Source organism: Myroides sp., from assembly GCF_032073645.1.
Classification (GTDB): domain Bacteria; phylum Bacteroidota; class Bacteroidia; order Flavobacteriales; family Flavobacteriaceae; genus Flavobacterium; species Flavobacterium odoratimimum.
Genome location: NZ_DAMANB010000002.1, coordinates 132,170 through 158,871 on the forward strand (window position 1 = coordinate 132,170; position 26,702 = coordinate 158,871).

Annotated in this window: 28 protein-coding genes and 2 riboswitches; of the genes, 10 read left to right on the forward strand and 18 right to left on the reverse strand. The window is 36.4% G+C overall.

Annotated features, from left to right (window positions below):
• The first annotated feature begins 50 nt into the window (after window positions 1-50).
• From pnuC to RT228_RS02310, 3 genes are all read left to right on the forward strand, one after another.
• The gene (pnuC, locus tag RT228_RS02300) at window positions 51-677 is read left to right on the forward strand and encodes a nicotinamide riboside transporter PnuC (RefSeq protein ID WP_006259755.1); all 627 of its coding nucleotides are present in this window, start codon (window positions 51-53) and stop codon (window positions 675-677) included.
• Window positions 662-1,060 carry an alternative ribosome rescue aminoacyl-tRNA hydrolase ArfB gene (gene arfB / locus RT228_RS02305; RefSeq protein WP_006259754.1) on the forward strand — a complete coding sequence of 133 codons (399 nt, stop codon included), beginning with the start codon at window positions 662-664 and terminating at the stop codon, window positions 1,058-1,060. The genes pnuC and arfB overlap by 16 nt, the downstream gene beginning before the upstream one ends.
• A gap of 75 nt (window positions 1,061-1,135) precedes the next feature.
• A riboswitch (TPP riboswitch) is annotated at window positions 1,136-1,224 on the forward strand.
• A 77-nt stretch (window positions 1,225-1,301) separates the two neighbouring features.
• Window positions 1,302-3,443, forward strand: coding sequence for a TonB-dependent receptor (locus RT228_RS02310; protein ID WP_058699160.1), 2,142 nt, complete (start codon window positions 1,302-1,304; stop codon window positions 3,441-3,443).
• Between the two features lie 401 nt (window positions 3,444-3,844).
• Here the strand turns inward: RT228_RS02310 and RT228_RS02315 are convergent, their stop codons facing one another.
• Window positions 3,845-4,300 carry a Rieske (2Fe-2S) protein gene (locus RT228_RS02315; RefSeq protein WP_006259752.1) on the reverse strand — a complete coding sequence of 152 codons (456 nt, stop codon included), beginning with the start codon at window positions 4,298-4,300 and terminating at the stop codon, window positions 3,845-3,847.
• 155 nt (window positions 4,301-4,455) lie between these two features.
• Between RT228_RS02315 and greA the strand changes: the two genes are divergently transcribed.
• Entirely contained in the window at window positions 4,456-4,932 is a 477-nt protein-coding gene (gene greA / locus RT228_RS02320) for a transcription elongation factor GreA (protein ID WP_006259751.1), read from the forward strand.
• A 16-nt stretch (window positions 4,933-4,948) separates the two neighbouring features.
• Window positions 4,949-5,338, forward strand: coding sequence for an HIT family protein (locus tag RT228_RS02325; protein ID WP_006259750.1), 390 nt, complete (start codon window positions 4,949-4,951; stop codon window positions 5,336-5,338).
• 34 nt (window positions 5,339-5,372) lie between these two features.
• Here RT228_RS02325 and RT228_RS02330 read toward each other — a convergent pair whose 3' ends face one another.
• Complete coding sequence (locus RT228_RS02330; RefSeq protein ID WP_006259749.1) at window positions 5,373-6,527, reverse strand: sensor histidine kinase; 1,155 nt, start codon at window positions 6,525-6,527, stop codon at window positions 5,373-5,375.
• A gap of 133 nt (window positions 6,528-6,660) precedes the next feature.
• On the opposite strand from RT228_RS02330, the gene RT228_RS02335 reads away from it, so the two are divergent.
• From RT228_RS02335 to aat, 3 genes are read left to right on the forward strand one after another with little or no spacing between them, the layout of a single operon-like run.
• Entirely contained in the window at window positions 6,661-7,533 is an 873-nt protein-coding gene (locus RT228_RS02335; protein WP_058699159.1) for a flavin reductase family protein, read from the forward strand.
• Between the two features lie 25 nt (window positions 7,534-7,558).
• Window positions 7,559-8,218, forward strand: coding sequence for a DUF3127 domain-containing protein (locus tag RT228_RS17955; protein WP_058699158.1), 660 nt, complete (start codon window positions 7,559-7,561; stop codon window positions 8,216-8,218).
• A 47-nt stretch (window positions 8,219-8,265) separates the two neighbouring features.
• Window positions 8,266-8,916, forward strand: coding sequence for a leucyl/phenylalanyl-tRNA--protein transferase (gene aat, locus RT228_RS02345; protein WP_025124583.1), 651 nt, complete (start codon window positions 8,266-8,268; stop codon window positions 8,914-8,916).
• Here the strand turns inward: aat and RT228_RS02350 are convergent.
• The 14 genes from RT228_RS02350 to rplM all read right to left on the reverse strand — a co-directional run bounded on the left by RT228_RS02350 (window position 8,906) and on the right by rplM (window position 20,429).
• Complete coding sequence (locus RT228_RS02350; RefSeq protein ID WP_006259745.1) at window positions 8,906-9,628, reverse strand: HesA/MoeB/ThiF family protein; 723 nt, start codon at window positions 9,626-9,628, stop codon at window positions 8,906-8,908. The genes aat and RT228_RS02350 overlap by 11 nt on opposite strands.
• A 15-nt stretch (window positions 9,629-9,643) precedes the next feature.
• Window positions 9,644-10,753, reverse strand: coding sequence for a 2-iminoacetate synthase ThiH (gene thiH, locus RT228_RS02355; RefSeq protein WP_058699157.1), 1,110 nt, complete (start codon window positions 10,751-10,753; stop codon window positions 9,644-9,646).
• Window positions 10,754-10,756: 3 nt separating this feature from the next.
• Entirely contained in the window at window positions 10,757-11,533 is a 777-nt protein-coding gene (locus RT228_RS02360; protein ID WP_016650305.1) for a thiazole synthase, read from the reverse strand.
• Complete coding sequence (locus RT228_RS02365; protein WP_006259742.1) at window positions 11,530-12,150, reverse strand: thiamine phosphate synthase; 621 nt, start codon at window positions 12,148-12,150, stop codon at window positions 11,530-11,532. The genes RT228_RS02360 and RT228_RS02365 overlap by 4 nt, the downstream gene beginning before the upstream one ends.
• Window positions 12,140-12,892 (reverse strand): hydroxymethylpyrimidine/phosphomethylpyrimidine kinase, encoded by a 753-nt coding sequence (locus tag RT228_RS02370; RefSeq protein WP_006266780.1) that lies wholly within the window; start codon window positions 12,890-12,892, stop codon window positions 12,140-12,142. Before RT228_RS02370 ends, RT228_RS02365 begins: the two co-directional genes overlap by 11 nt.
• Window positions 12,859-13,491 carry a thiamine phosphate synthase gene (locus RT228_RS02375; protein ID WP_058699156.1) on the reverse strand — a complete coding sequence of 211 codons (633 nt, stop codon included), beginning with the start codon at window positions 13,489-13,491 and terminating at the stop codon, window positions 12,859-12,861. The genes RT228_RS02370 and RT228_RS02375 overlap by 34 nt, the downstream gene beginning before the upstream one ends.
• A 12-nt stretch (window positions 13,492-13,503) precedes the next feature.
• Window positions 13,504-15,318 (reverse strand): phosphomethylpyrimidine synthase ThiC, encoded by a 1,815-nt coding sequence (gene thiC, locus RT228_RS02380; RefSeq protein WP_058699155.1) that lies wholly within the window; start codon window positions 15,316-15,318, stop codon window positions 13,504-13,506.
• 45 nt (window positions 15,319-15,363) lie between these two features.
• Entirely contained in the window at window positions 15,364-15,570 is a 207-nt protein-coding gene (gene thiS / locus RT228_RS02385) for a sulfur carrier protein ThiS (RefSeq protein ID WP_006266784.1), read from the reverse strand.
• Between the two features lie 64 nt (window positions 15,571-15,634).
• A riboswitch (TPP riboswitch) is annotated at window positions 15,635-15,734 on the reverse strand.
• Window positions 15,735-15,830: 96 nt separating this feature from the next.
• Window positions 15,831-16,310: a methyltransferase gene (locus tag RT228_RS02390; protein WP_006262275.1), complete on the reverse strand. Its 480-nt coding sequence runs from the start codon at window positions 16,308-16,310 to the stop codon at window positions 15,831-15,833.
• A 63-nt stretch (window positions 16,311-16,373) separates the two neighbouring features.
• Window positions 16,374-17,549: a dicarboxylate/amino acid:cation symporter gene (locus RT228_RS02395; RefSeq protein WP_006259735.1), complete on the reverse strand. Its 1,176-nt coding sequence runs from the start codon at window positions 17,547-17,549 to the stop codon at window positions 16,374-16,376.
• Window positions 17,550-17,637: 88 nt separating this feature from the next.
• Window positions 17,638-18,603: a translation elongation factor Ts gene (tsf, locus tag RT228_RS02400; protein WP_006259734.1), complete on the reverse strand. Its 966-nt coding sequence runs from the start codon at window positions 18,601-18,603 to the stop codon at window positions 17,638-17,640.
• 102 nt (window positions 18,604-18,705) lie between these two features.
• Window positions 18,706-19,446, reverse strand: coding sequence for a 30S ribosomal protein S2 (gene rpsB / locus RT228_RS02405; protein WP_006259733.1), 741 nt, complete (start codon window positions 19,444-19,446; stop codon window positions 18,706-18,708).
• Window positions 19,447-19,587: 141 nt separating this feature from the next.
• Window positions 19,588-19,974 (reverse strand): 30S ribosomal protein S9, encoded by a 387-nt coding sequence (gene rpsI, locus RT228_RS02410; protein WP_006259732.1) that lies wholly within the window; start codon window positions 19,972-19,974, stop codon window positions 19,588-19,590.
• Window positions 19,974-20,429: a 50S ribosomal protein L13 gene (gene rplM / locus RT228_RS02415; RefSeq protein ID WP_025124595.1), complete on the reverse strand. Its 456-nt coding sequence runs from the start codon at window positions 20,427-20,429 to the stop codon at window positions 19,974-19,976. Before rplM ends, rpsI begins: the two co-directional genes overlap by 1 nt.
• A gap of 270 nt (window positions 20,430-20,699) precedes the next feature.
• Between rplM and RT228_RS02420 the strand changes: the two genes are divergently transcribed.
• Window positions 20,700-21,185 carry an immunoglobulin-like domain-containing protein gene (locus RT228_RS02420; RefSeq protein WP_058699154.1) on the forward strand — a complete coding sequence of 162 codons (486 nt, stop codon included), beginning with the start codon at window positions 20,700-20,702 and terminating at the stop codon, window positions 21,183-21,185.
• 439 nt (window positions 21,186-21,624) lie between these two features.
• Here RT228_RS02420 and RT228_RS02425 read toward each other — a convergent pair whose 3' ends face one another.
• Complete coding sequence (locus RT228_RS02425) at window positions 21,625-22,188, reverse strand: 1-acyl-sn-glycerol-3-phosphate acyltransferase (protein WP_006264602.1); 564 nt, start codon at window positions 22,186-22,188, stop codon at window positions 21,625-21,627.
• A gap of 223 nt (window positions 22,189-22,411) precedes the next feature.
• A complete protein-coding gene (gene polA / locus RT228_RS02430) occupies window positions 22,412-25,231 on the reverse strand; it encodes a DNA polymerase I (protein WP_058699153.1) in 2,820 nt (939 codons plus the stop codon).
• A 183-nt stretch (window positions 25,232-25,414) separates the two neighbouring features.
• On the opposite strand from polA, the gene RT228_RS02435 reads away from it, so the two are divergent.
• A complete protein-coding gene (locus RT228_RS02435; RefSeq protein WP_058699152.1) occupies window positions 25,415-26,656 on the forward strand; it encodes a metallophosphoesterase in 1,242 nt (413 codons plus the stop codon).
• The last annotated feature ends 46 nt before the right edge of the window (window positions 26,657-26,702 follow it).

The window sequence follows — 26,702 nt, forward strand, 5'->3', positions numbered from 1 at the left end:
TGAACCGCATTCCATGAAGAGTGCGGTTTTTTATTTTAAGTGTATTTGTTATGATTGACTTTTTTTTTGGAGCATATAGAGAGACTAGTACGCTTCAGATAGTGTTAGAATCTATCGTATTTATCTTTGGGATTATGAGTGTATGGTATGCAGGTAAGGAGAACATCCTTGTCTACCCTACAGGCATTATTGCTACGATTATCACTGTTTACTTACTCTATGTGATAGGATATTATGGAGATATGATTTTGAATGGGTATTATTCTATCATGAGTGTTTATGGGTGGTATAACTGGTCTAGACAGAAAGACGGAGATACTCTTCTGAAGATTAGTCGTACGAACACTAGTGAGAAGATAAAAGGACTTATCATATTCGCAGTTACTCTTGTGATCATCTATGGCGTATATCACTTCTCTGGCAAAGAGATCCTACCTGAGAACTATATAGATATTATCACATCAGGTATCTTCTTCACAGGAATGTACTATATGGCACTAAAGAAGATAGAGAACTGGACACTGTGGATTATAGGAGATATTATCTCTGTTCCGTTATATGCTTATAGAGGATATGGGATATTAGCAGTACAATTTGCTATCTTTACAGTATTAGCTACGATGGCTTATATATCGTGGTATAAAACAATAAATAGAGAAAAATGCTTAGAGAAATAATCGAAAGAGAACTGACATTTAAGGCTGTGCGCAGTAGTGGAGCTGGTGGTCAGAATGTAAATAAAGTATCGTCTAAAGTGGTTCTGTCTTGGGACTGTCTAAACTCTCAAGGAGTAACAGAAGAAGAGAGAACACTGCTATTAGAACGTCTGAAGAATAGATTTAATAAAGAAGGTGTGCTTATTCTAGACGCGGATAATACACGTAGTCAGGTTAAGAATAAAGAGATTGTTATTGATCGTTTCTTTCAGTTATTAGCGATAGGATTACACATCGAGAAAGAACGTAGAGAGACGAAAACTCCTCGTAGAGTATTGCAAAAAAGAAAAGACAATAAACAACAGAATTCTTTAAAGAAAGCCTTGAGAAAGAGAGTGTTTTAACCCAAAAGGTGTTAAACATCTCTTCTTCTTCGATATAGTTGTTTTTCTCTAGAAAAACAGCCTATCTTTGTACCATAAATCTCAAAGGGGTGCCGTACGGCTGAGATCATACCCATAGAACCTGGGCGGGTAATGCTGCCAAGGGAGTATATACAGTTCATTCTAGAACTGTTGTGGACTAGTGTAATTATTAATTAATAAGAATAATTGCCCCTTTTATTTGTAGATATTTTTTTTACGAATGAAAAAAACATTACTTCAATCTTTATTGTTAACTGCTGTTTGTGCAAGTTTGACCTATGCACAAGAGAAACAAGTTAAAGATTCTGTTCAACAATCAACACTTAACGAGATCGTATTATCAGCTGTGCGTGCAGATGAGAAGACGCCTATCGCTTATGCTAACTTGTCTAAGAATGAGATCGGAAAGCGCAATCTTGGACAAGATATCCCTACCATCATGTCTTATATGACCTCAGTAGTGACTACTACCGATGCCGGTAATGGGATAGGGTACTCTAGCTTCAGGGTACGAGGATCAGACGCTACACGTGTCAACGTGACCTTAAACGGGATTCCCTATAACGATGGAGAGTCACAAGGTTCGTTTTGGGTAAATATGCCAGACTTTACATCATCTGTTCAGAATCTACAGTTACAGCGTGGTGTAGGTACTTCTACTAACGGATCAGCAGCATTCGGTGCAAGTCTTAATCTAAAGACAGATGACTTCTCACATGAGGCGAATGGAGAAATTTCTAATTCTTTCGGAAGTTATAATACGCGTAAGTCTACTGTGAAGTTTAGCACAGGATTGATCAATGATAAGTTTGAGATTGCTGGTCGTCTATCAGATATGAGGTCTGATGGGTATATAGACCGTGCGTCTTCTAGGATGAAGTCATACTACTTACAGGGAGTGTATGTAGGTGAGACATCATTAGTAAAGGCTGTCGTATTCGGTGGTAAACAGAAGACTTATCAGGCGTGGAATGGTGTATCTCAGGCAGACATAGATAAGTATGGTCGTCGTTATAATCCTGCAGGTAAGTATAAGGATGATCAAGGCAATACACAGTTCTATGACAATGAGACAGATAATTACATCCAGACACACTATCAACTACATTGGAGCGAGAAGTGGTCACCAGCATGGTCATCTAACGTATCACTTCATTATACTAAGGGCGATGGATACTATGAGAACTATAAGACGAACCAGAAGTTTAAGACTTATGGATTCCAACCTATTATCGTAGACGGTAAGGAGGTAAATAAGACAGACCTTATCAGACAGAAGAGTTTAGCGAATCATTTCTACGGTATGGTGTTTAATACGAACTACACTACAGATAAGCTTAATATAATCTTAGGTGGAGGAGCTAATAAATACGAAGGAGACCACTTCGGTAATGTGTTGTGGACTAGAGAACCTGTGAAGATAGCACCTAACTATGAGTACTACAGAGACGATGCTGTAAAGACAGATCTTAACTTTTACGCGAAAGCTACTTGGCAGTTCGCTGATCAGTGGAGTTTATATGGAGATATGCAGTATAGACGTGTTACTTATGAAGCTAACGGTATCGAGACAGGGTTAGTAGATGATAAATTTAACTTCTTTAACCCAAAAGGAGGTATTACTTATCAACTGAATAATTCGAACCAACTATATTTCTCTTATGCTAAAGGGAATAGAGAGCCGAATAGAAAGGACTACGAAGGCGAAGGAAAACCTAAGTCTGAGAGCATGGATGACTATGAGCTAGGATGGAGATTTAAAGGAGACCGTGCTACTGTGAATGTGAATGCGTACTATATGAAGTATAGAAACCAACTTATCTTAACAGGAGAAATAAACGATGTAGGAGCTATGTTAAGAGCGAATAGTGGTGATAGTTATAGAGCAGGTATCGAGATCGATGCGAATGTGAGAATATTAGATAAGTTATATTGGGCTCCTAGTATGACTATTAGTGCTAATAAGAATAAGAACTTTATGACTACAGTAGCTGATTTACCTGTAAACCTAGGTACTACGAATATCGCATTCTCTCCTGATTTTATTGCTTCTAATGCCATTACGTATTTACCTGTAGAGGGGATGAGTGTATCTCTTCTAACGAAGTTCGTAGGAGAACAATATATGGCCAACTTAGATGCTAAGGAATCAAAGCTTGATTCATACTTTATCAACGATCTAAGTGCTACTTATGAGTTCCCGATTAAAGGATGGGTAAGATCTGTAGGCGTATCTGTATTAGCAAATAATATATTTAATGTAAAATATATGTCTAATGGATATTATGACCCAGAATGGGGACCTGCTTATTATCCACAGGCAGAGTTTAATATCTTGGCAGGACTGACTATTAAGTTCTAATCCATATTAATAAACAATCTAATAGGCTAGATTATTTATAGAGACCACCATAGCGATATGGTGGTTTTTTTTGACCTCGTTTTATCGTAATGTTGCTTTTAGTAAGATGCTGTAGGTCTTATAAGATCTAATGAACTAATATAGAGAGAATGACTCTATTTGCTCTTTTTGACTTATAATGGAGAATTGTTTTTGTTTTAAATGATTGAAATATAAGTGTTTATTCTTTTTTGTTTTTATTTCGTTCGGAAGCTATTCGGTAATAACTAGTATTTACTTGGGTTGAGAAGGGGTTTACCGAACCGTACTAAATCTCTACCCGAACCATCTCCACAAGAGAGTAAGGTACAAAAAAATACTCCGATGAAGGAGTATTGATATAGATTGATAGGATTTACTTATTAATAAGTCACGAAGATATTGTCACCACTTTTTCTTACTGGATAAGGCTTCAGTTGGTTGTATTTTAACCCTGGTTTTATAGACTGCCCATTACCTAGATAGAAGGCAGGTTCCTCTCCGTTATGTTGATGTTTATTGGTACAGTATACATACGGATCATTAGGTTTTTTTTGTACTAATCTAGAGGTAACAGGGTCAAACGCATGGTCAGGACAGGTTAGATCATAAGCGAAATATTGTGAGCCAGCGTTGAATATTGCTACACCTATAATGCCTTGACTATAATTCACATAAGTACCGTTCTGATATCTTAGGTAGTCTGCATCTGCTTGGTACAGATTTACCATAAGATTGACTTTTACATTGGGTAGATAAGGGTTGTGATACCCACTACCGCTTTTACTACATGCTATAGATATTAGTAAAGTAAATAGGATTAGAAATAATTTCTTCATTTTAATAAACTATTTGAAAAACAAATTTAATTATTTAACTTTGACAAATATAGTAGAACAGTTAATTATTGATTTAACGATAAAAATAAAAATATCTTTATAGCGAAGAATCCCGTTTTTATGGGATTTTTTCTATTTATATAAACGTGTTAATTATGAGTAAGATTTCGTATTATACTGCGGAGGGTCTTAAAAAACTAAAAGACGAGTTAGAGCAGTTGAAGAGTGTGGAGCGTCCAAAGGCATCTCAAGCTATTGCAGATGCGAGAGATAAGGGAGACTTATCTGAGAATGCAGAGTATGATGCCGCTAAGGAAGCACAAGGTTTATTAGAACTAAAAATAGCAAAAGTAGAGGAAGTAGTAGCTAATGCTAGGTTGATAGACGAATCTCAGTTAGATATGTCTAAGGCTTTAGTATTATCTAAAGTGAAAATAAAGAATCAAGCTAATGGAATGGAGATTACCTATACATTAGTAGCTGAAAGTGAAGCAGACTTAAAAGCTGCAAAAATTTCAGTAACTTCACCTATTGGAAGAGGACTTCTAGGCAAATCTGTTGGAGATGTAGCGGAGATCCAGGTTCCTAATGGAATCATGAAGTTTGAGATTCTTGAGATCACTAGAGACTAATTTTAAAAAGTATATTATGAGTTCTATTTTCACTAAAATCATTACTGGAGAGATTCCTGCCTATAAGGTAGCAGAGGATGATAATTTCCTTGCATTCTTAGATATTAATCCGAATGCAAAGGGACATACACTATGTATTCCAAAAAAGGAAATCAATAAGATTTTTGATATGGAAGAGGATCATTATATGGAATTGATGAGGTTCTCTCGTAAGGTGGCTAAGGCGTTAGAGCTAGCTGTACCGTGTAAGAGAGTAGGGATGGCTGTAGTAGGGTTAGAAGTACCTCATGTACATGTGCATTTAATCCCTCTTCAAGAAATGGATGATATGCGTTTCATTAAGAAAGAAAAGCTAACTCCAGAAGAGTTCGAGAGTGTAGCTAAAGCTATTAACAGTCATTTATAAGACTGTATGGATAATGTAACAAAGGCTGTCTAGATTATAGATCAGCCTTTTTTTTGTGATATGTGATACAGAATGTAGTTCCTTTACCTATTTCTGATTGCGTTACTTTAATCTTTCCGTTTTGGAATTCTTCTACGATTCTCTTCGTTAGAGATAGTCCTAGCCCCCATCCACGTTTTTTAGTGGTATAACCAGGCTCGAATATTTTATTAAACATCTTCTTCGGTATCCCGCTTCCTGTATCTGTTACATAGATATTGACAGTCTTCTCACTATCCTGTATCAGGATAGCTAGTTTTCCTTTTCCTTTCATGGCATCGATAGCATTCTTGATTAGGTTCTCTATAGTCCAGCTATGTAATTCCTTGTTTAGAGGAATATTAATTTCGTAGTCAGGACAGTCTAGCGTGAAGATAATCTGCTTAGAGTTTCTCAGAGAGAAATAATCAAATGACTTCCTCGTCTCTGATACGATATCTACATTAGTTAGCTTCGGTATAGACCCGATCTTAGAAAAACGATCTGCTATTATCTGAAGTTTTTTGACATCTTTTTCTATTTCATCTGTAATTTCAGGGCTTACATTATCTAGCTTCATAATCTCTACCCAACCTAATAGTGAGGATAGAGGTGTACCTATCTGATGAGCTGTTTCTTTGGCCATTCCTGTCCATAGCTTGTTCTGAGTAGCGATCTTATTACTTCTATAGAAGTAGAATAGCAGTACTGTGAAGAATAAGAATATAAGTACTAATGTGACAGGGTAGTACTTTAGCTTGGTCAGTAAGGATGAGTTACCATAATAGACATACTGAGTTTGCTTACCTACTTTTAGGATAATAGGAGGGTTCTGAAACTTCAGTTTGCGCAGTAGAGCTTCTTTTTTCTCAGGAGTATTGACTATTTGTTCGTCTATATTGTTTAGAGAGATGATCTTATCATGCTCATCTGTCTGAATAATAGGGATAGTCTTATTCTCCATAATGATCAGAAAAGGTAGAGAAACGTCAGCTTCTATAGAAGTGGCTATATCAAGTGTATTCAGCGCTTCTGCCCAGATTTTCATCTTGGTTCTCTCCTCTGTCTTATAGGTTTGAAAAAAGGAATAGGTGTTCCACAAGATGACTAATAAGGTGATTAAGGCTGCAGTAATTACTGACCAACGAAATATTTCTTTTTTACTTCTCAAGTTCTGATATGGGTTTTATGAACATTTAAAAGTAATTAAAATAAATGAATTGAATTTAGTTTAATGAAGTATTAAAAATTTTATGGTTCCTAAAAGCTTTTGTAACTTTACTTTTCTTCAATTAAATATACATATGAAATCTATAGAACCTAAAGATATATCTGTAGTAGAATTACAGAGATTAATGCAGACGTCTATCGGACCTCGTCCTATAGCACTAGCAAGTACCGTAGATGCTGATGGTAGACCTAACCTGTCGCCGTTTAGCTTCTTTAATATGGTGAGTACTAACCCGCCTATATTGGTCTTCTCTCCGTCTAGACGTGTAAGAGATAATACGAATAAACATACCTTATTTAACGTACAAGCTAATCTACAAGTAGTGATTAATGTGGTGACTTATGATATGGTACAGCAGACTTCTCTATCTAGTACAGAATATAAGGATGGGGTGAATGAGTTTGTCAAATCAGGATTGACGATGGTGCCATCTGATATCGTGAAGCCATTCAGAGTCAAAGAAAGTCCAGTGCAGTATGAATGTGTGGTACAGGAGGTAATCGGACTGGGTAATGATGGAGGTGCTGGTAATCTAGTAATCTGTGAGGTGGTAAAAATACATGTCAATGAGGAAATATTAGATGAGAACGGACAGATAGATCAGCATAAGATAGATCTAGTAGCACGTATGGGAGCGAACTGGTATACTCGTGCGAATGATGGTATATTTGAAGTAGAAAAACCATTGACTACACTAGGCCTAGGAGTAGATGCTCTACCAGAAGGAGTAGTGGAGAGTGGAGTGTTCTCTGGTAATGACCTTGGAGTATTAGGTAATGTAGAGCAGCTGCCTACTGAAGAGGAGATTGCTTCTTTTGTGAATGCAAATGAAGAGTTAAAAGAAATTTTGGTTGCTAAGAATCAAATCAATAAATTTAAATTAGCAAAAAAATATTTAGAAGAAAATAATGTACCTTTGGCTTGGAAAACAATTTTAGCCAAATAGATTGTAATTAAAAAAAGAGATTAAAATGGAAGTTACAGGAAGAATCAAATTAATTGGACATACACAAGATATCAGTTCATCATTCAGAAAGAGAGAAGTAGTAGTAACTACGGAAGAGCAATATCCTCAGCACATTATGATTGAGTTTACACAAGATAAAGTAAATTTATTAGACTCTTATCAAGTAGGTGAGCAAGTACGTGTATCTATTAATTTGAGAGGTAGAGAGTGGCAAAGTCCACAAGGAGAAATCAGATACTTTAATACAATCCAAGGGTGGAGAATAGAACACATGATGCCAGTTCAACAAGGTGGTAACATGGGACAAAACCAACAACCTTATATGGGACAACAAGATAATATGCAGTCTCAATACGGAAATACTGGTATGCAACAACAATCTAACCAACAACAAGGTTTCGCTCAGAACAATCAAGCTCAACAAATGGGTGGGTTTAATCAAGGGCAACAAGGTGGTTTCGCTCAAAATAACCAAGCTCAACAAGGAGGATTTAACCAAAACCAACAACAAGGTTTTGCTCAGAATACTCAATCTCAACAAATGGGAGGGTTCAATCAAAACCAAAACCAACAAGGTTTTAACCAAGGACAAAGTAATATGGGACAACAGTTTCCTCCTGCTTCAAGCTATATGGAGGAAGATCACGATGATTTACCATTCTAAAAATATTCTTTTAAGATGTCCCTAAGATTATTCTTAGGGACTTTTTTATGCCTATGATAACACTCTTAGACAGTAATTACTTATACTTTCCAGCAGTAGATAATACGCATGAGTCAGGTATTTTAGCCATCGGTGGTGATTTATCTGCTAATAGATTGATATTAGCGTATAAGTCTGGGATATTTCCTTGGTTTGAAGATGGAGAGCCTATTACATGGTGGTCTCCTAGTATGCGTATGGTGCTAGAGCCTGATGAGGTATATATCTCTAAGAGTATGCGTAGTATCTTAAAGAAAAATATATTTACAGTTACTTTTAATACTTGTTTTGCAGATGTAATTAATAATTGCCAGAACGCTAAGCGCGATGGGCAGTTAGGTACTTGGATTACAGATGATATGATCAAGGCATACTGCAATCTACATGACTTAGGCATCGCTAAATCTGTTGAGGTTTGGCAAGATGGAGAACTGGTAGGTGGTCTGTATGGCGTAGACATGAAACCTGTGTTCTGCGGAGAGAGTATGTTCTCCCTCATACCAAATGCTAGTAAAGTAGCCTTTATCTCCCTCTGTGAGTATTTAAGAGACAAAAAGTATACTTTGTTAGACTGTCAAGTATATAATGATCATCTAAGTTCTTTAGGTGCTTATGAGATACCTAGAGAGGTATTTCTAGAATATTTACCTAAGAGGTAACGCTACCATACTTCAGTTTGTTTATTTCCCAGGTCAACGTGTTGAGGATAAGAAGTTGACCAGAAAGGGAGGGAAGGTCTAAGATGACTTTCAGTGTCTCATGAGCCATAATAGTTCCTATTATACCAGGGAATGTACCAAGTACCCCATTAAGACTACAGTTAGGGACATCTTCTGGAGCAGGAGGCTCTGGGAAGAGATCACGGAGGTTGGCATTGTTATGATGATTAAAGACACTCACCTGACCTTCAAAACCTAATATAGTACCATAGACTAGTGTCTTATCTAATGCTACACATGTGTCATTCACTAGATAACGTGTGCTAAAATTATCACTACCATCTACGATAATATCGAATGAACTCAGAATAGCTACTGCATTGTCAGAGGTTAACTGTTCATCGTATATTGTGAAGTGGATATGTGGGTTTATTTGTTCGATGCGTTGTTTGGCTATACTAGTCTTGTTTTTGTTGATGTCAGCTTCTGTAAATAGTATTTGTCTGTGAAGGTTGTGATGTTCGATAGTATCAAAGTCTATTACCGCTAGTGTGCCTACACCACAACTAGCAAGGTAAGTTAGCACTGGAGAACCTAATCCTCCAGCACCTATTACTAATACCTTAGCTTGTTTTATCTTCATCTGACCGTCTATTCCTACTTCAGGTAGATTCATCTGTCTGTTATATCGCAAGAAATCTGTTGTATCCATATTATAGTTCTTTATTTATTGATAGGCTTTATCCCAGTCTTTCCATATAGGATCATATCCTGCTTCTTTTATCAGCTGGTATATCTCTGATGTACTTCTAGTATCACAGATCTCAAATTGTTCTAATGAGTCTTCTGATACACTATATCCTCCAGGATTAGTTTTTGAACCGGCACTCATCGTAGTAGCACCTAGTTTAAATACATTGTTTCTCAGTATTTCACTCTCACGGGTAGAGATAGATATCTCTAGGTCTTCATTCCATATTCTGTATGCACATAAGAGCTGTATGAGGTCTCTATCTTCCATGATGAAGTTAGGTTCTATAACGCCTTCTGCAGGTCTTAGTCTAGGGAAGGATACAGAGTATTTCGTTTGCCAATAAGTCTTTTGTAAATAGTCTATATGTAGCGCATTAAAGAAGCTATCTACTCGCCAGTCTTCTAGTCCAAGGAGTACACCTAGTCCTATCTTATGTATGCCAGCTCTCCCTATTCTATCAGGAGTATCTAATCTATATTCAAAGTTAGATTTCTTCCCCTTAGGGTGGTATTGTTTATATACCTCTTTATGATAGGTCTCTTGATATACCAGTACAGCATACACACCTAGATCAGCTAACTGTTCATACTCATCTTGTTTTAGGGGTTGTACCTCTATAGAAATGGTAGAAAAAGACTGCTGTATCTGTTCTATACTCTGTTTGAAGTAATTGATATTGACTATGTGATTAGCCTCTCCTGTTACGAGTAATATATGATCATACCCCTGTGCTTTGATTACTTTGACTTCTTGTTCTATTTCTTTTGGAGAGAGAGTCTTTCTACGAATGTTGTTATCTAAGCTGAAGCCACAGTAGGTACAGATATTATTGCACTCATTACTAAGATACATCGGAGCATATAGTGATATCGTCTTGCCAAATCTCTTTTGAGTAAGCTGTTGACTCTGCTGAGCCATCTCTTCTAGATAGGGTGTAGCAGCAGGAGAGATAAGATGGATAAAGTCTGTGAGGGTCTTCTTATTCTTAGCTAAGCTCTGTTCTACTTGTACAGAGGTTGTCTCATAGATTGTTCTCTTAATCTCTTCCCAGTCGTATTGTTCATAAGTTTGTATAAAAGACATAGTTTATTCTGTTAGAAATGCAGTTAGTGGACTAGAAGCTTGAGCGTGATTTACTACAGTAGCTAGCTTAGCCTCGTACGCTAGGCGACCAGCTCTGACAGCGAGTTTAAAGGCAGTAGCCATTTGTTCAGGGTTACCAGCTACAGCTATGGCAGTATTAACAAGTACTGCATCAGCGCCTATCTCCATAGCCTTAGCTGCGTCCGAAGGCGCTCCGATACCAGCATCTACAATAACTGGGACTTTACTATTCTCAATGATAATTTCTAAGAAGTCCATTGTCTTTAACCCTTTATTGGTACCTATAGGTGCTCCTAAAGGCATTACAGCTGCAGTACCTACTTCTTCTAGTCGTTTACACAATACAGGGTCAGCATGTATATAAGGCAAGACAACAAAACCTAGTTTGGCTAGTTCTTCTGTAGCTTTTAAGGTTTCGATAGGATCGGGAAGGAGGTATTTTGGGTCTGGGTGTATTTCTAGTTTAAGCCAGTTGGTTTCTAGTGCTTCTCTAGCTAGTTGTGCTGCGAAGATTGCTTCTTTAGCATTTCTTGCTCCTGATGTATTAGGTAGAAGGTGGATATGTGGGTACTGTAGATGAGTGAGTATAGCATTGGTGTCAGTGGTCGTGTCTATTCGCTTCAGAGCGACTGTGACTAGTTCGCTTTCGGATGCTAATGTAGCGATTTCCATATCTGCGTTAGAACCATATTTACCCGTTCCTAAGAATAAGCGTGACTGAAAGGTCTTATCCGCTATTGTAAGTGGTTGTGTATTCATTTGAGTATATAGTTTAGTTGTTGTAGTAATGTTTTTTTATCAGTGCTGTTTTGAAGTAAACCAGATATCGCTATGCCATGTAGTCCTGCTTGTTTTAAGTCTTCTACATCTTCTAGTTGTATGCCACCTATAGCTACTACGGGGATGTTGATATCTAGTTCTTGCATCTGTTTTAGGAGCTGTTGATAACCTGCTAGACCAAGTATAGGGCTTAGCTTCTGTTTAGTAGTAGTAAATCGATAAGGGCCTAGACCGATATAATCACAACCTTCTGCATGTCTAAGTTGGATGTCTTCTATTGTATTAGCTGTACCTCCTATGATTTTGTTAGGCAAATAAGCTTTGGCTTGTGTGATGCTTAGATCAGTAAGTCCTAAGTGGACACCATCGGCCTCTATAGCTTTAGCTAAGTCTACATGATCATTAATGATCAGAGTAGCTTGATATTGTTCGCATAGTTTTTTGACTTGTTCTGCTGTTTGCCACAGGGTAGTATTCGTCGTATTTTTGAAGCGATACTGTATCCACTGTTGTCCTGCTCCTAATACAGTTTCTATATGATATAGCTGTTCTTGTGGAGTATCTCCATGACTGATGTATTGTATTTTATTTAGCATGATATCCGAGTAAGGTATGATTAGAGTTGAAGAATGTTTCTATGTAGGCTTTAGCCTTCTGAATAGCTGTCAATGTGTGATCTCCTTTTGCAATATTAGCTGTTATCGCAGAGGATAATACGCAGCCAGAACCATGTTTGGGATAGTCAGATAGCTGAGTTGGAGGTATAGTTTGTATCACCTCTTTACTCACATAGTAGTCAAAGCCCAATGCATTAGGATTATGTCCTCCTTTTAGAAGTAGATCACAGTATTGACTTAATCGCTGTGCTTTTTGAAGAGCATCGTCATTTGTAGTGACTAATTGGTGTATCTCTAGGTAGTTTGGCGTAATCAGATCTATCTGTTGTAATACAGTAGTTAAAGAATCAATTCGTTCAATAGTCTGAAAGTCAAAACCACTAGATGAACGCAATACAGGGTCCCAAATAACTTTGGTCGTTGGAGATAAACCTTTGATAGTATCCACATATAGCTTCAATGTGTCTAGGTCTTTGACAATACCTATTTTTATTGCTGCTATAGTATAGTTCTCAAGTATAACAGATAATTGACGAATAGTATATTCTTCTTCCCATCTTACATGGATAAAGTTATCTTCTGTCTGTATCGTATTAGCAGATAGCACTGCCATAGGGTATACTTGATGATGTTCAAATGTTTTGATATCTGCCATAACCCCAGCACCACTAGTAGGGTCAAAGCCAGCTATTGCCAATGCAATTGGTCGTAATATTGACATAATTCAAATTGTTTTAAGGGTTGCTCAGCTTCCCATATTGTTCCTAATAAGGCATAATCATCAAATCCCATTGTATGAATGGATTCGATGTGAAAAGGAGTGATACCTCCAAGGGCAACTAAGGTTACTCTGTTATTAGTTCTTTGCTTTAATTCCTCTGTCCAATCAATAGTTGAGACATACCCTCTCTTAGATATACTAGGATAGATAGGACTGATGAATGCTCTGTCGATGCTTGTTGATAACTTATTAATCTCACTTATACAATGAACAGATGTTGATAACTTAGGTAGTTCTGCACTATAGTTATTAACATATAAACAATTGGTTGTTGATAAGTGTGTATAAGTACTGTTTATCTTGTTGATAAGTGCTTTATATTGTTTAAAAACGTGTTCATTGTTGTTAATAACTATTGTTGGTATGTGTATAACTAAGTATGGATGATAGTAATTATCAATATTATTTACCCATTTTACTAGCTCTTCAAAGGGCATATTTGGTTTGCGAACATGAAGTAGAGGCAAGCCTTTCTCAAACATTTTGTTGATAAGGCTTGTCTCATTTTCTATAGAAGTAGGGTAGGTTATGACCACCATCTCTGTTCTCTTTTATAGATATATTTCTTTTCCTAATTCTATAAACTCTTCTGACTTCTCACGCATTCCTTGTTCTGCCGTATCTCTAATCTCTTGTGATATTTTCATAGAACAGAATTTAGGTCCACACATAGAACAGAAGTGAGCTACTTTAGCACCATCAGCAGGTAGTGTTTCATCGTGAAACTCTCTTGCTGTGTCTGGATCTAGTGATAAGTTGAATTGGTCTTCCCATCTAAATTCAAAGCGGGCTTTACTCAGTGCATTATCTCTGTATTGTGCTCCAGGATGTCCTTTCGCTAAGTCTGCTGCATGAGCAGCTAGTTTATAAGTAATCACACCATCCTTCACGTCTTTTTTGTTAGGTAGACCTAAGTGTTCTTTTGGTGTTACATAACATAGCATAGCCGTTCCGTACCATCCTATCATAGCTGCTCCGATAGCTGAAGTGATATGATCATAACCAGGAGCTATATCTGTAGTCAAAGGACCTAATGTATAGAATGGGGCTTCTCCACAGTCGCGAAGTTGCTTTTCCATATTCTCCTTAATCATGTGCATAGGTACATGTCCCGGTCCTTCTATCATGACCTGTACATCGTGTTTCCACGCGATTTTAGTTAGTTCACCTAGTGTTTCTAACTCTGCAAATTGAGCTGCATCATTTGCATCTGCAATAGAGCCAGGTCTTAGTCCATCACCTAAAGAGAATGCTATATCGTATTGCTTCATTATTTCACATATTTCTTCAAAGTGAGTATATAAGAAGTTTTCTTTGTGATGGAATAGACACCACTTCGCCATAATAGACCCTCCACGGGATACAATACCTGTCACTCGATTAGCAGTCAAGTGAATATAGCGTAGTAGTACTCCAGCGTGTATAGTAAAGTATGATACTCCCTGTTCTGCTTGTTCAATTAGGGTATCTCTAAAGATCTCCCACGTCAAATCTTCGGCTATTCCTTTTACTTTCTCTAATGCTTGGTAGATAGGTACTGTTCCGATAGGTACTGGAGAGTTGCGTATAATCCACTCTCTTGTTTCGTGAATATTCTTACCTGTTGATAAGTCCATAATCGTATCTGCTCCCCAGCGACATGCCCAAACTGCTTTCTCCACTTCTTCTTCTATCGATGAGGTCACAGCACTATTTCCAATATTAGCATTGATCTTCACTAAGAAGTTACGCCCGATAATCATAGGTTCGCTTTCAGGGTGGTTGATATTATTAGGAATGATAGCACGTCCGCTAGCAATCTCTTCTCTGACAAACTCTGGTGTAATGAAGTTTTTAGGAGTATTGGCACCGAAGCTATTGCCTTGATGCTGTTGCTTCATGGCTGAGGTTGCGTTATTCAGCTGTTCTATTCTTTGGTTTTCTCTGATGGCTACATATTCCATTTCAGGAGTTATTTTACCTTTTTTAGCATAATGTAGTTGAGTAACATTAGCTCCTTCTTTAGCAACCTTTGGGTTATGTCTAAATTCAAAGCGCAAGTAATCTAGTTTTTCATCTGCTAATCTAGCTTTACCATATTCTGATGTGATAGAAGATAATGTATTCACATCCTCTCTATTTAGTATCCATTCTTCGCGTAGACGTGGAATACCTTTGCGTATGTCTATGGTAATATCCGGATCAGTATAAGGACCTGATGTGTCATATACGGTTACAGGTGGATTCTCTTCTGTACCGCCATTAGATAGTTTAGTGTTGCTAAGAGATATCTCTCTCATCGCTACTTCTATTGGGAAGAGCTCTCCCTTGATGTATACTTTTTTTGAGTTAGGGAAAGGGGTTTGCGAGATACTGTGTTGTTCCATTGTCTTTTAGTTTTATGAGTTATTTAGTTTTTTAAACGAATGGAATCAACCACCTTGAGTAGCAGTTATAATTAAGATATCATCACTAGTAGATAAGTGATAAGTAGACCATAGGGGTTTAGCAATAACAGTTTGGTTCACAGCTACCGCTATCCCTTTTTGTTTCAGTGGATAATAAATATCCAACATAGCCTGAATACTTAATGTATCCGTGTCAAATAGTACTTGTTGATTGTTGATTTTTAGTTCCATTCCTTTTCGTTTTGATATATAACTTTAGGAATGGCTACAATAGGGTACGAACGTACCTATCTAATGAAGTCATCTTACTTTTCCCTACGCTAGTATTAACTAGATCAGGTTCCAAGGGTGAAGTCTCAGCCTACAAAGTCTTGTAGACACCCCTAAAGCTTGAGGCAAATATAGGTCTTTTTTTGAACTGTGCAAATTAGGTGTAGGGATAACATGATATAATAAAAAAACGCTGAGGGAATTCCTCAGCGTTTGTATACTTATATTTTTTCAGCGTAAACGATATAGTATCTAGGGGTAAACCATCTAAAGATCGGACGTATCCCTAGTTTTTTGATAGGGTGTGTCCACATATCTCTATCTACGATTTTATACCCTGCTTTCTCTACTAGCCAGTCTAATTGCCAAGCTTCGAATTCGTGATAATGTCTGTCTAGCATATCTGTTTTACTTCTATATGCAGTACTAAACCACAAACGCAAAGGAACAGAAATCATTATTTTAGAAGCTTTACACGATTTTAATACCGTATAAGGATTTAGTAAATGTTCTACAATTTCAAAAGCTGTTAGTACATCATAATCAGTATTTAAAAGTACATTCTGATCTTCGTCTAAGTCCTCACCAGAAGTATTGATTACTTGATAACCATCTTCTTTCATTATTTTGGCTAGTGGGTTAACTACTCCTAGATCTAGTATTTGTGAGTCTTTTGAAATGTGCTTATTGACAAACTCCATTGTCTTTTTAAATCTCTTACTCGGATATGTTTTCTCGTACATAATTGTGAATTCGCTAGAACATTATGCTTCTGTTATAGCTGTGTTTTTAGATATTCTGTTTACTATAATAGCGATAGCTCCATCACCCATAACGTTACAAGCTGTACCGAAGCTGTCCATAGCGATATATAGTGCAATCATTAAACTTTGTTGTTCTGTATCAAATCCTAAGATAGAACTTAGTACTCCTAAAGAAGCCATAATAGCCCCTCCAGGTACACCAGGCGCTGCTACCATCGCAACTCCTAACATACAGATAAAACCAACCATTAACGTAAAGTCTACAGCTTGCCCTTGTACTAACATTAATGCAACAGCACACGCTACAATTTTTAATGTACTACCTGCTAAGTGTATTGTCGCACACAAAGGTATAGCAAATCCAGCTATTTTAGGATCTACATTATTCTTTAATGTTTGTTCTAATGTCACAGGTATTGTTGCTGCAGAAGATTGTGTTCCTAGAGCTGTAAAGTACGCAGGTAACATATTTTTCATTAGCTTAATAGGGTTCTGCTTACTTATCGTACCTGCTATTATGTATTGGAACAGTAGAACGAAGATGTGTAGTAAGAAGATCACTCCTATGATTTTTATAAAGGTGTCTAGTACAATGAATACTTGCCCATTATAAGTCATATTCAAGAATATACCGAAAATAAAGAGCGGTAAGAACGGAATAATGGCTTTGTTGATTAATGACATGATAATACTCTGAAAGTCGTTAAAAACACCCTCTAAGTATTTGAAATTACCTTTAGAGATTCCTATTCCTAAAATAAAAGAGATGATTAAGGCACTCATGACATCAAACATTGGAGGCATTTCGATATTAAAGTAAGGAGCTAGGTTCTTTGTTGATTCTGTAATATCTCCCATTTGTTCTGTAGCTAGTATACTTGGGAATGTCGATATACTCACTCCATAAGATATAAAACCTGCGAATAGGGTAGAACCATAAGCAATAGCTGTGGTAATGATAAGTAATTTACCTGCATTTTTGCCAATGTTACCAATCGCAGGAACGATTAGCCCTAAAATGATAAGTGGGATAGAGAAGCCTAGAAAGCCACCGAATATACTGTTAAAAGTACTAAATATTCTACCTATTGATTCTGGTAGATAGTTTCCTAACACACTACCTAATGCGATAGCGATAATGATCTGCACTAGCAGATTGTTCTTTAATAATTTCATAATAAAATTAGTTGTGTCAGGTAAAAGTAATAAAAAAAAGCCTCAGAATTAACTGAGGCTTTTCTAAATATTGCTAAAAGGTTATTGATTAACCTAAAGAAGCTCTTTTGAATCCAGTGATTTCTACGTTGAAACCTTTTACATAGTCAGCAACTTTTTTAGACTCATCTTTAATGAAGTTTTGGTCTAATAATGCTTTCTCTTGGTCTAAAGTAGTGTTGTCACTGATGAAACGTTGGATTTTACCTGGTAAGATTCTATCCCAAATGTTTTCTGGTTTACCTTCAGCTTTTAATTCAGCTTTAGCATCTTCTTCCGCTTGTTTTAATACTTCTTCAGTAAGTTGAGCGTAAGAAATATATTGAGGTACATTTTTAAGAGTTTTCCCTAAACGTACTAATTCTTCGTTTTCTTTTACGATAACAGCGATACGAGCCTCAGTTTCTTTAGCAACGAATTCTGCGTCAAAATCTTTGTAAGATAATGTTTCAGCACCCATTGAAGCAACTTGCATAGATACGTCTTTAGCAATCTCGTCAGCTTTAGCAACAGCTTCAGATAAAGCAGTGATTGCAGCGATTTTGTTTCCGTGAACGTAAGAACCGATGAAAGCACCTTCTAATACTTCGAAAGAACCAATCTCGATTTTCTCACCGATAACTCCTGTTTGCTCAACACATTTTTCAGCAACAGTCATTGTAGCGTCGAATGGAGATGCTAAGAATTCTTCTTTAGTGTTAAAGTTGATAGCTTTCTCAGCTAATTCTTTTGCTAAAGCTTGGAATCCTTCGTTTTTACCTACGAAGTCAGTCTCACAGTTTAATGTGATAACTACACCTCTAGTTTTGTCTGCATTAACTAAAGCTACAGCAGCACCCTCGCTTGACTCGCGGTCAGAACGGTTAGCAGCAACTTTTTGTCCTTTTTTACGTAAAACTTCGATAGCTTTATCGAAATCTCCTTCAGCTTCAACTAAAGCTTTTTTACAGTCCATCATTCCGGCACCTGTTTGTTGTCTTAGTTTATTTACTTCTGCAGCAGTAATATTTGCCATTTTAAAAGAGTATTAATGAGTTAATAAAAAAAAGTCGTTATCGACAGTGTATACAAAGGTAGACAACTATCAGCATAACGACTTTATGATATTGTTAAAAAATTATGCCTTAGCAGCAGGAGCTTCTACTTTAGTAGCTTCTTCTTTTTCAGACTTTCTTTCTGCATTACCTTCGATAATAGCAGAAGTCACTAATGATAAAATTTTATCGATTGATTTAGAAGCATCATCGTTTGCTGGAATAACAAAATCTACTTGACGTGGGTCAGAGTTTGTATCAACCATAGCGAAGATCGGAATGTTTAATTTTTGAGCTTCTTTTATCGCAATGTGTTCAGCTTTAATATCTACAACAAATAGAGCTGCTGGTAGACGAGTCATGTCAGCAATAGAACCTAAGTTTTTCTCTAATTTTGCACGAAGACGTTCAACTTGTAAACGCTCTTTCTTAGAAAGAGTCATAAATGTACCGTCTTTTTTCATTCTATCGATTGAAGCCATTTTTTTAACAGCTTTACGAATAGTAACGAAGTTTGTTAACATACCACCTGGCCATCTTTCAGTGATGTAAGGCATGTTAGCAGCAGCTGCTTTTTCAGCTACGATGTCTTTCGCTTGCTTTTTAGTTGCAACGAAAAGGATTTTTCTTCCTGATGCAGCGATTTTTTTCAAAGCTTCATTAGCTTCTTCTATTTTAGCTGCAGTTTTATATAGATTGATAATGTGAATACCATTACGCTCCATATAGATATAAGGAGCCATGTTTGGATCCCATTTTCTAGTCATGTGTCCAAAATGAACACCTGCTTCTAGTAAATCTTTTACTTCTACTTTGTTTGCCATTTTCTAATAGTTTACGTTCTGTTACTTTAGCAATAATCGAGTAGCAATAAATTGGTCTCAATTATTTAGATGCTAAACTACCTCTTACAGCATGTTGTAAGTGGGGCAACAAAAACCCAGATTTTTAATAATAAATAAATATTAACGTTTAGAGAATTGGAATCTCTTACGAGCTTTCTTCTGCCCGAATTTCTTACGCTCTACCATACGAGGGTCACGAGTCAATAATCCTTCTGGTTTAAGAACTGCTCTGTTCTCAACATCAAGTTCACACATTGCTCTAGCGATAGCCATACGCACTGCTTCAGCTTGACCTGTTGTTCCTCCACCGTATACATTTACTTTTATGTCAAAGTTCTCAGCGTTCTCAGTCATTGTAAGAGGCTGTAATACTTTGTACTGTAATGTACCAGTTGGGAAATAAGTTTTAAAATCTTTTTTGTTAACTGTGATGTTACCTGATCCTTCAGAAACATAAACACGAGCAACAGCGGTTTTTCTTCTACCGATTTTGTGAATAACTCCCATTACTTAATTTCGTTTAAATTAACGGCCTTAGGTTGTTGAGCTTCATGTTTGTGCTCAGAACCTACATTAACATTTAAATTACGGAATAATTGTGCTCCTAATTTGTTTTTAGGCAACATTCCTTTTACTGCTTTCTCGATCAATAATGCAGGGTTTTTTTGTTGCATTACTTTAGCAGTTAATGATCTTTGTCCTCCTGGGTAACCTGTGTGACGGATGTAAGTCTTGTCATCTAATTTGTTACCTGTTAGGTTGATTTTCTCTGCGTTGATAACGATTACGTTGTCTCCACAGTCTACGTGCGGTGTATAATTTGTTTTGTGCTTACCTCTTAAAAGTACTGCAACTTTTGAAGCAAGACGTCCCAAATTTTGACCTTCAGCGTCAACAATTAACCACTCTTTTTGAGCAGTTGCTTTGTTAGCCGATACTGTCTTGTAGCTTAAACTTTCCACAATAAATTTGTATTTAATTAAACATTCCATTCCCAATTAAGGGAGTGCAAAAGTACAATTATTTCTGTACTTTACAAATTTCTACTCCCTTTTTTAGAAAATATTGGCGCTCAATTGTTTGACTAACAATTGTATCGCTACTCTACTTCCAATATCAATTGCTCTATTTAGGTTAGTATTTTTTACTAGATACGATGTACACTAAATTCATTGATTTTTGTAATTATAAAATGTTTGTTTTGAGTAATTTAGTAAATAAAAATAAATGATATGAAGAAAAAGATCACATTACCTATAATGGCTACATTAGCGCTAATAATGGCAGGGTGTCCACAAAAGAAAGAAGCGGCAACACATGAAGAAGTAATCGAAGAAGTAGTTACTAAAACGCCTAATCAGAAAGAGTCGCTAGATAGTATAAGTAACCAAGTAACTATGGTGTTAGAACAAGTGGCTTATGATAAAGCACCTGAAGTACTTCATTTAACGATAACTAATCAATCTTCATCGGAAGTCAATACTGGTTCTGACTATTCTATAAGTGTTCTAAAAGGAGATTCTTGGGAAGTAATGGATATGGAAGGAATAGGATTTGATCGTATGATACATCCTATCGAACCAGGCGAGGGAGTTGGTTTTGATATCGATTTGTTCACTAAGGAATTTAAGTATGATAAAGGAACTTATAAAATCATAAAACAATTAGGTAACGATATCGGTAGCTTTACTAAGGAAGTAGAGTTTGTGATTAAGTAGCATTACAAGTGTGTACTTTCGGTATATAATTATATTTGTTTTTTATAAGTAAGGTATGTTTTTGTGATAGCGTAACTTATCTGAGCGATACATTCTAGTATGGCGAATGACTAATTATGAAGTTAGATGAGTGAAGTGGTTATACAAAGACAAATTTATAATCCAGTACGGTAGTTATGTGATTCATTTGATTGGCGATTTTGCTTCGATTACCTCTTAGTTTCGATAGAGTAGGAGTGCGCTTTAATTTTGAATGAGTCCGTAGTGAGTCCGTTATTTTGTACAATTTATCGGAGTCACTATAGACATAATAGTTATGCAAGGAGGTCATATACCTAATCTATCTACTATAAAACAGCAGGTTTATTGCTAGAAGATAGGTAATTAAAGAGGTTTTACTTGCCTATCTATGATAATCATATACTTCCTTTATAAGTCTTTAATATAATTTAGAATTGTAGTTCTCAGGATATTTTGCCATCTCTGCATTATAGTGAGGGGCGATTTCGTCAAGTACTTGTTCGAATGTTTTATCTTCCACATGTACAAGTTTAATGATACCACATTCTTTCTTTTTATAATCTGCATATCCTAATACGATAGGTACATTAGCAGATTTGGCGATATGGTAAAACCCTTGTTTCCACTGTTCAGAATACCCACGTGTACCTTCAGGTGTATTAATGATAGCGATATCGTCAGTGGTGTTAATGACATTGACTGCGTATTCTACTAGATTTTGTCTTTTGGTTCTATCTACACCGATACATCCAAGTGCTTTAAAGAAAAAGCCAAACCAAGCCTTAGTATAATAATCTTTTATAAACATACGTATAGGTACCCCCATAATCCAGAAGCAGGCTAATGCGTAGTAGAAGTCCCAGTTAGAAGTATGAGGAACACAGATTAGTACAGTCTTCCTTTCTTTTTTTGGGTCAAAGTTATTAGGAGCGTATTTCCATCCTGTGATTCCTAACATTATTTTGCCTAGTAACTTTTTCATCTTGTTTATCTTAATAATTGATTGAGGCAAATATAGAATAATTTAGTTAGGTCTAGATTACATGATTATTGTAATAAAATGCTAATGTTATTATCAGTAGTGGAGTAGGTAGTTAAAAATAGAAGTGATGTTCATCATTATGCAATAAGTTGATTCTAAATATGAACAAAAGAAATCCCCTTGAAGACATTTAAACTTCAAGGGGATACTATATATGTTTTAATTAATGTGCTTCTAACCAGTTATCACCAGTGCCTAGATCTACTATTAGTGGTACATCTAGTTTATAAGCGTTTTCCATTTCAGATTTGACCATTGTCTTTAATGCTTCAAGTTCTTCTTTATGAGCATCAAAGACAAGCTCATCGTGTACTTGTAGTAGCATCTTAGATTTCCAATTCTCAGCAGTCAACTTCTTGTTGATATTGATCATCGCTATCTTTATAATGTCTGCCGCACTACCTTGTATAGGAGCATTGACAGCATTACGCTCAGCTGCCCCTTTCACGACAGCATTATGAGAGTGAATATCCTTTAGATATCTTCTACGACCTAAGATAGTCTGTACATATCCATGCTCACGAGCGAAATCTATCTGAGTAGCGATATAGCTCTTCAGTTTAGGATAGGTAGCATAGTAAGCATCGATTAGCTCCTTGCTCTCTGCGCGAGATAGATTAGTCTGATTACTTAGTCCGAAGGCAGATACTCCATAGATAATACCGAAGTTAACAGTCTTGGCATGACTACGTTGTTCTTTAGTTACTTCTTCTAAAGGTACATTGAATACCTTAGCAGCAGTAGAACGGTGAATATCCTCTCCACGTTGGAACGATTCTAGCATATTAGGCTCTTGGCTTAGTGCTGCTATGATGCGCAGTTCTATCTGAGAATAATCGGCTGCTAGTAGTACGAAGTTCTCATCACGTGCTACAAAGGCTTTTCTTACCTGACGACCTCTCTCTGTACGAATAGGAATATTCTGTAAGTTAGGGTTGTTAGAACTAAGACGACCTGTAGCAGCTACAGCTTGCATATATTCTGTGTGTATTCTATTCGTTTTTATATTTACTTGGTCAGGTAGTGCATCTACATAAGTATTCTGTAGTTTTACTAACTGTCTCCATTCTAATATGTCTCGTACTATTTCGTGCTTAGGTGCTAAGTCACTTAATATTTCTTCACCAGTAGCGTATTGACCTGTTTTTGTTTTCTTAGGTTTAGAGCCTCCTATCTGAAGTTTTTCGAATAGAATGTCACCTAATTGTTTTGGTGATGCAAGATTAAATTCTTCTCCTGCTTCTAAGAATATGCGTTGTTCTAGTAGCTTAATGTCAGTAGATAAGGTGTCAGATAGCGACTTTAGATATTCAGTATCTAAGCGTATACCTTCTGTCTCCATATCTGCTAGTACATTTACTAGCGGTATCTCGATATTGTCAAATAACTCTTGTGTATGCGTAGCAACTAGCTGTGGAGCAAAAGTTTCTTTTAGTTGATAAGTGATATCAGCATCTTCTCCTGCATATTCTTTGACTATCTCGGCTTCTATGTCACGCATAGTCTTTTGATTCTTTCCTTTTTTACCGATTAGTTCTTCGATAGGTTGCGGTGTATATTTAAGGTAAGTCTCTGCTAATACGTCCATATTATGGCGCATATCAGGATTGATTAAATAATGAGCAATCATCGTGTCAAACAGAGGACCTTTTACTACAATGTCATATTGTTTTAGAATCTTGATATCATATTTAAGGTTTTGCCCAACTTTCTCAATATTTTCAGATTCAAAGAAAGGAACGAATTGCTGTGCAAGCGCTTTTGCTTCGTCTTGGTTCTCTGGGAAAGGTACGTAGAATGCTGTCCCTTTCTTAAAAGAGAAAGCTATACCTACTAATTCTGCAGTAAAAGGGTCTAAGCCTGTCGTCTCTGTGTCAAAGCACACTGACTTTTGGTTTAGTAAGTTTTGGATTAATAAACGAATAGCCATACCGCTATTACACAGTTGGTATACGTGATTAGTTGTATTTAGATTACCAAAATAAGCTTCAGTAGAAGAAGAGGTATTACTCGAATCATCTCCAAAAAGAGAGAATTGCTCATCAGCTCCACTTGTAGTCGTAGCAGTAGCTGTTGGAGTAGGGATAGCTTCTTTTCCTTTATTGAATAGTTTATCGAATTGTTCTTTCATTCTTCTGAACTCAAGTTCAATAAACAAAGCTTCTGATTTCTCGATATCAGGACATTCTAGTATATAGTCTTTTTCATTGAATTGTACAGGACAGTCTAGGATGATAGTAGCCAGTTTTTTAGAAAGTAACCCTTTCTCTTTATTTGCTTCTATATTCTCTTTCATTTTACCTTTTAGCTCATGTGTATTGGCTAATAGGTTTTCCATAGAACCGTATTGCTTGATGAATTTCTTCGCTGTTTTTTCTCCTACACCAGGTAGTCCAGGGATATTATCTACAGCATCTCCCATCATTCCTAAGAAGTCTATCACTTGTTCAGGATAGTCTACTTCGAATTTCTCTTTTACTTGGTCTACTCCCCATATTTCGATACCATTCCCCATACGAGCTGGTCTATACATAAAGATGTTCTCAGATACTAACTGAGCATAATCTTTATCCGGAGTCACCATATATACTTCGAAGCCTTCTTTCTCTGCTTGTTTAGACAATGTTCCGATAAGGTCATCAGCTTCATACCCGCTCACTTCTACGATAGGGATATGCATGGCTTCTAAGATTTGTTTGATATACGGAATAGCTATTTTGATGGCTTCTGGAGTCTCATCTCTATTAGCCTTGTATTCTGGAAATAATTCTAGTCTTAAATCACTACCACCTCTGTCAAAAGCAACAGCTAGGTGATCAGGAGATTCTCTTTTTATAACGTCTATTAGTGAGTTCATAAACCCTAGAATAGCAGAGGTATCAAGACCTTTTGAGTTAATTCTAGGATTTTTTATAAATGCGTAGTATCCTCTAAATATTAAAGCATAGGCATCTAGTAAGAAAAGACGATTTTTATTAGCCATCTATAATGTGGTTTTTTATTAAGGGTAATTATTTATATGTTCAAAGATAATGAATTTGTAGTAGGACTTAGGAGAGAACAAAAGTTTTGTGATTTAGATGTTTGATAAATATCATTAAATATTGTTAAAGATACTTTGAAAGCATTTGGAAAAAATTAAATTTGTTATTTATAGATTATTGAAATGGGGAGATTTATAGTATTACTGTTAGTATTTATTATAATAGAGTTTTATTGTTTTCAGGCTGTTCGTCAGGTGACTAAAAATAAGCTAATGAGATGGGGCTATGTGGTGGTCTCTTTATTGGGTATTATATATATCATATATGGTTTTTCACAGTTTGATCGCAATCACGCTAGGAATCATCAGTCGCTAGTAGCAGGAGCTTTAGTTATCTTATTCTATTTGCCTAAAGCGATTATTACTATATTACTAATTACTGAGGATGTAGTAAGAATAGGTAGAGGTATCTGGAATTATAGTAAAGGCGTTAAAGTAAAGAAAGAGGATAAAGAATCTTTCGTGCCAGGGCGAAGAAAGTTTGTATCTCATCTTGCCTTTGGGATAGCGTCTATACCTTTTATCTCAGTATTACACGGTATCACGATAGGGCGATATAAATTTGAGGTTAGGAAGAGTATCATAGAGTTTGAGGATTTGCCAGAGGCGTTTGATGGATTTAAGTTTACCCATATTTCTGATATACACAGTGGGAGTTTTGACAATGAAGAGAAGATTAGATATGCGGTAGAGTTAATTAATAGTCAAGAATCAGATGCATTGTTATTTACGGGAGACTTAGTGAATAGTTTAGCAGATGAGATGATTCCGTGGTATGATGTGTTCAATAAAATACGCCATTATAAATATGGTAAATACTCTATATTAGGAAATCATGATTATGGGGATTATGCACATTGGGATACAGAGGAAGATAGACAAAAGAACTTTAAGGAAATCTGTGAAATCAGTCCAAAGTTAGGTTTCAGATTATTGAGAAATGAGCATGTGTGGTTTGAGAAAGATGGTCAACGTATAGCGGTAGTAGGGGTAGAGAACTGGGGAGTACGTGGACACTTTCAGAAACTTGGTGATTTAGATAAGTCTACAGAAGGAGTGAGCTCTAAAGACTTTAAGATCTTAATGAGCCATGATCCATCACACTGGGAAGCTAAAGTATTAGAGCATGAAAAGAACTTTCAATTGACTCTAGCTGGTCATACGCATGGTAGTCAGTTCGGTATAGAGATACCAGGATTTATAAAATGGAGTCCTATACAGTACGTGTATAAGCAGTGGGCAGGGCTTTATGAGAAGATGGGTAAGTATATTTATGTAAATAGAGGATTTGGATATCACGCTTATCAAGGACGTACAGGTATCTGGCCAGAAATCACAGTGATAGAATTAAGGCGAAAAAAGTAAAGAATATTGCTAAAAAGTGATATTTTTGTATATTAAAAGAAGTTTA

Bases quoted from the DNA above. Each gene is read 5' to 3' on its own strand.
- pnuC (WP_006259755.1), top strand. From the start codon at position 51: ATGATTGACTTTTTTTTTGGAGCATATAGAGAGACTAGTACGCTTCAG.
- arfB (WP_006259754.1), top strand. From the start codon at position 662: ATGCTTAGAGAAATAATCGAAAGAGAACTGACATTTAAGGCTGTGCGC.
- RT228_RS02310 (WP_058699160.1), top strand. From the start codon at position 1,302: ATGAAAAAAACATTACTTCAATCTTTATTGTTAACTGCTGTTTGTGCA.
- RT228_RS02315 (WP_006259752.1), bottom strand. From the start codon at position 4,300: ATGAAGAAATTATTTCTAATCCTATTTACTTTACTAATATCTATAGCA.
- greA (WP_006259751.1), top strand. From the start codon at position 4,456: ATGAGTAAGATTTCGTATTATACTGCGGAGGGTCTTAAAAAACTAAAA.
- RT228_RS02325 (WP_006259750.1), top strand. From the start codon at position 4,949: ATGAGTTCTATTTTCACTAAAATCATTACTGGAGAGATTCCTGCCTAT.
- RT228_RS02335 (WP_058699159.1), top strand. From the start codon at position 6,661: ATGAAATCTATAGAACCTAAAGATATATCTGTAGTAGAATTACAGAGA.
- RT228_RS17955 (WP_058699158.1), top strand. From the start codon at position 7,559: ATGGAAGTTACAGGAAGAATCAAATTAATTGGACATACACAAGATATC.
- aat (WP_025124583.1), top strand. From the start codon at position 8,266: ATGCCTATGATAACACTCTTAGACAGTAATTACTTATACTTTCCAGCA.
- RT228_RS02350 (WP_006259745.1), bottom strand. From the start codon at position 9,628: ATGGATACAACAGATTTCTTGCGATATAACAGACAGATGAATCTACCT.
- thiH (WP_058699157.1), bottom strand. From the start codon at position 10,753: ATGTCTTTTATACAAACTTATGAACAATACGACTGGGAAGAGATTAAG.
- RT228_RS02360 (WP_016650305.1), bottom strand. From the start codon at position 11,533: ATGAATACACAACCACTTACAATAGCGGATAAGACCTTTCAGTCACGC.
- RT228_RS02365 (WP_006259742.1), bottom strand. From the start codon at position 12,150: ATGCTAAATAAAATACAATACATCAGTCATGGAGATACTCCACAAGAA.
- RT228_RS02370 (WP_006266780.1), bottom strand. From the start codon at position 12,892: ATGTCAATATTACGACCAATTGCATTGGCAATAGCTGGCTTTGACCCT.
- RT228_RS02375 (WP_058699156.1), bottom strand. From the start codon at position 13,491: ATGGTGGTCATAACCTACCCTACTTCTATAGAAAATGAGACAAGCCTT.
- thiC (WP_058699155.1), bottom strand. From the start codon at position 15,318: ATGGAACAACACAGTATCTCGCAAACCCCTTTCCCTAACTCAAAAAAA.
- thiS (WP_006266784.1), bottom strand. From the start codon at position 15,570: ATGGAACTAAAAATCAACAATCAACAAGTACTATTTGACACGGATACA.
- RT228_RS02390 (WP_006262275.1), bottom strand. From the start codon at position 16,310: ATGGAGTTTGTCAATAAGCACATTTCAAAAGACTCACAAATACTAGAT.
- RT228_RS02395 (WP_006259735.1), bottom strand. From the start codon at position 17,549: ATGAAATTATTAAAGAACAATCTGCTAGTGCAGATCATTATCGCTATC.
- tsf (WP_006259734.1), bottom strand. From the start codon at position 18,603: ATGGCAAATATTACTGCTGCAGAAGTAAATAAACTAAGACAACAAACA.
- rpsB (WP_006259733.1), bottom strand. From the start codon at position 19,446: ATGGCAAACAAAGTAGAAGTAAAAGATTTACTAGAAGCAGGTGTTCAT.
- rpsI (WP_006259732.1), bottom strand. From the start codon at position 19,974: ATGGGAGTTATTCACAAAATCGGTAGAAGAAAAACCGCTGTTGCTCGT.
- RT228_RS02420 (WP_058699154.1), top strand. From the start codon at position 20,700: ATGAAGAAAAAGATCACATTACCTATAATGGCTACATTAGCGCTAATA.
- RT228_RS02425 (WP_006264602.1), bottom strand. From the start codon at position 22,188: ATGAAAAAGTTACTAGGCAAAATAATGTTAGGAATCACAGGATGGAAA.
- polA (WP_058699153.1), bottom strand. From the start codon at position 25,231: ATGGCTAATAAAAATCGTCTTTTCTTACTAGATGCCTATGCTTTAATA.
- RT228_RS02435 (WP_058699152.1), top strand. From the start codon at position 25,415: ATGGGGAGATTTATAGTATTACTGTTAGTATTTATTATAATAGAGTTT.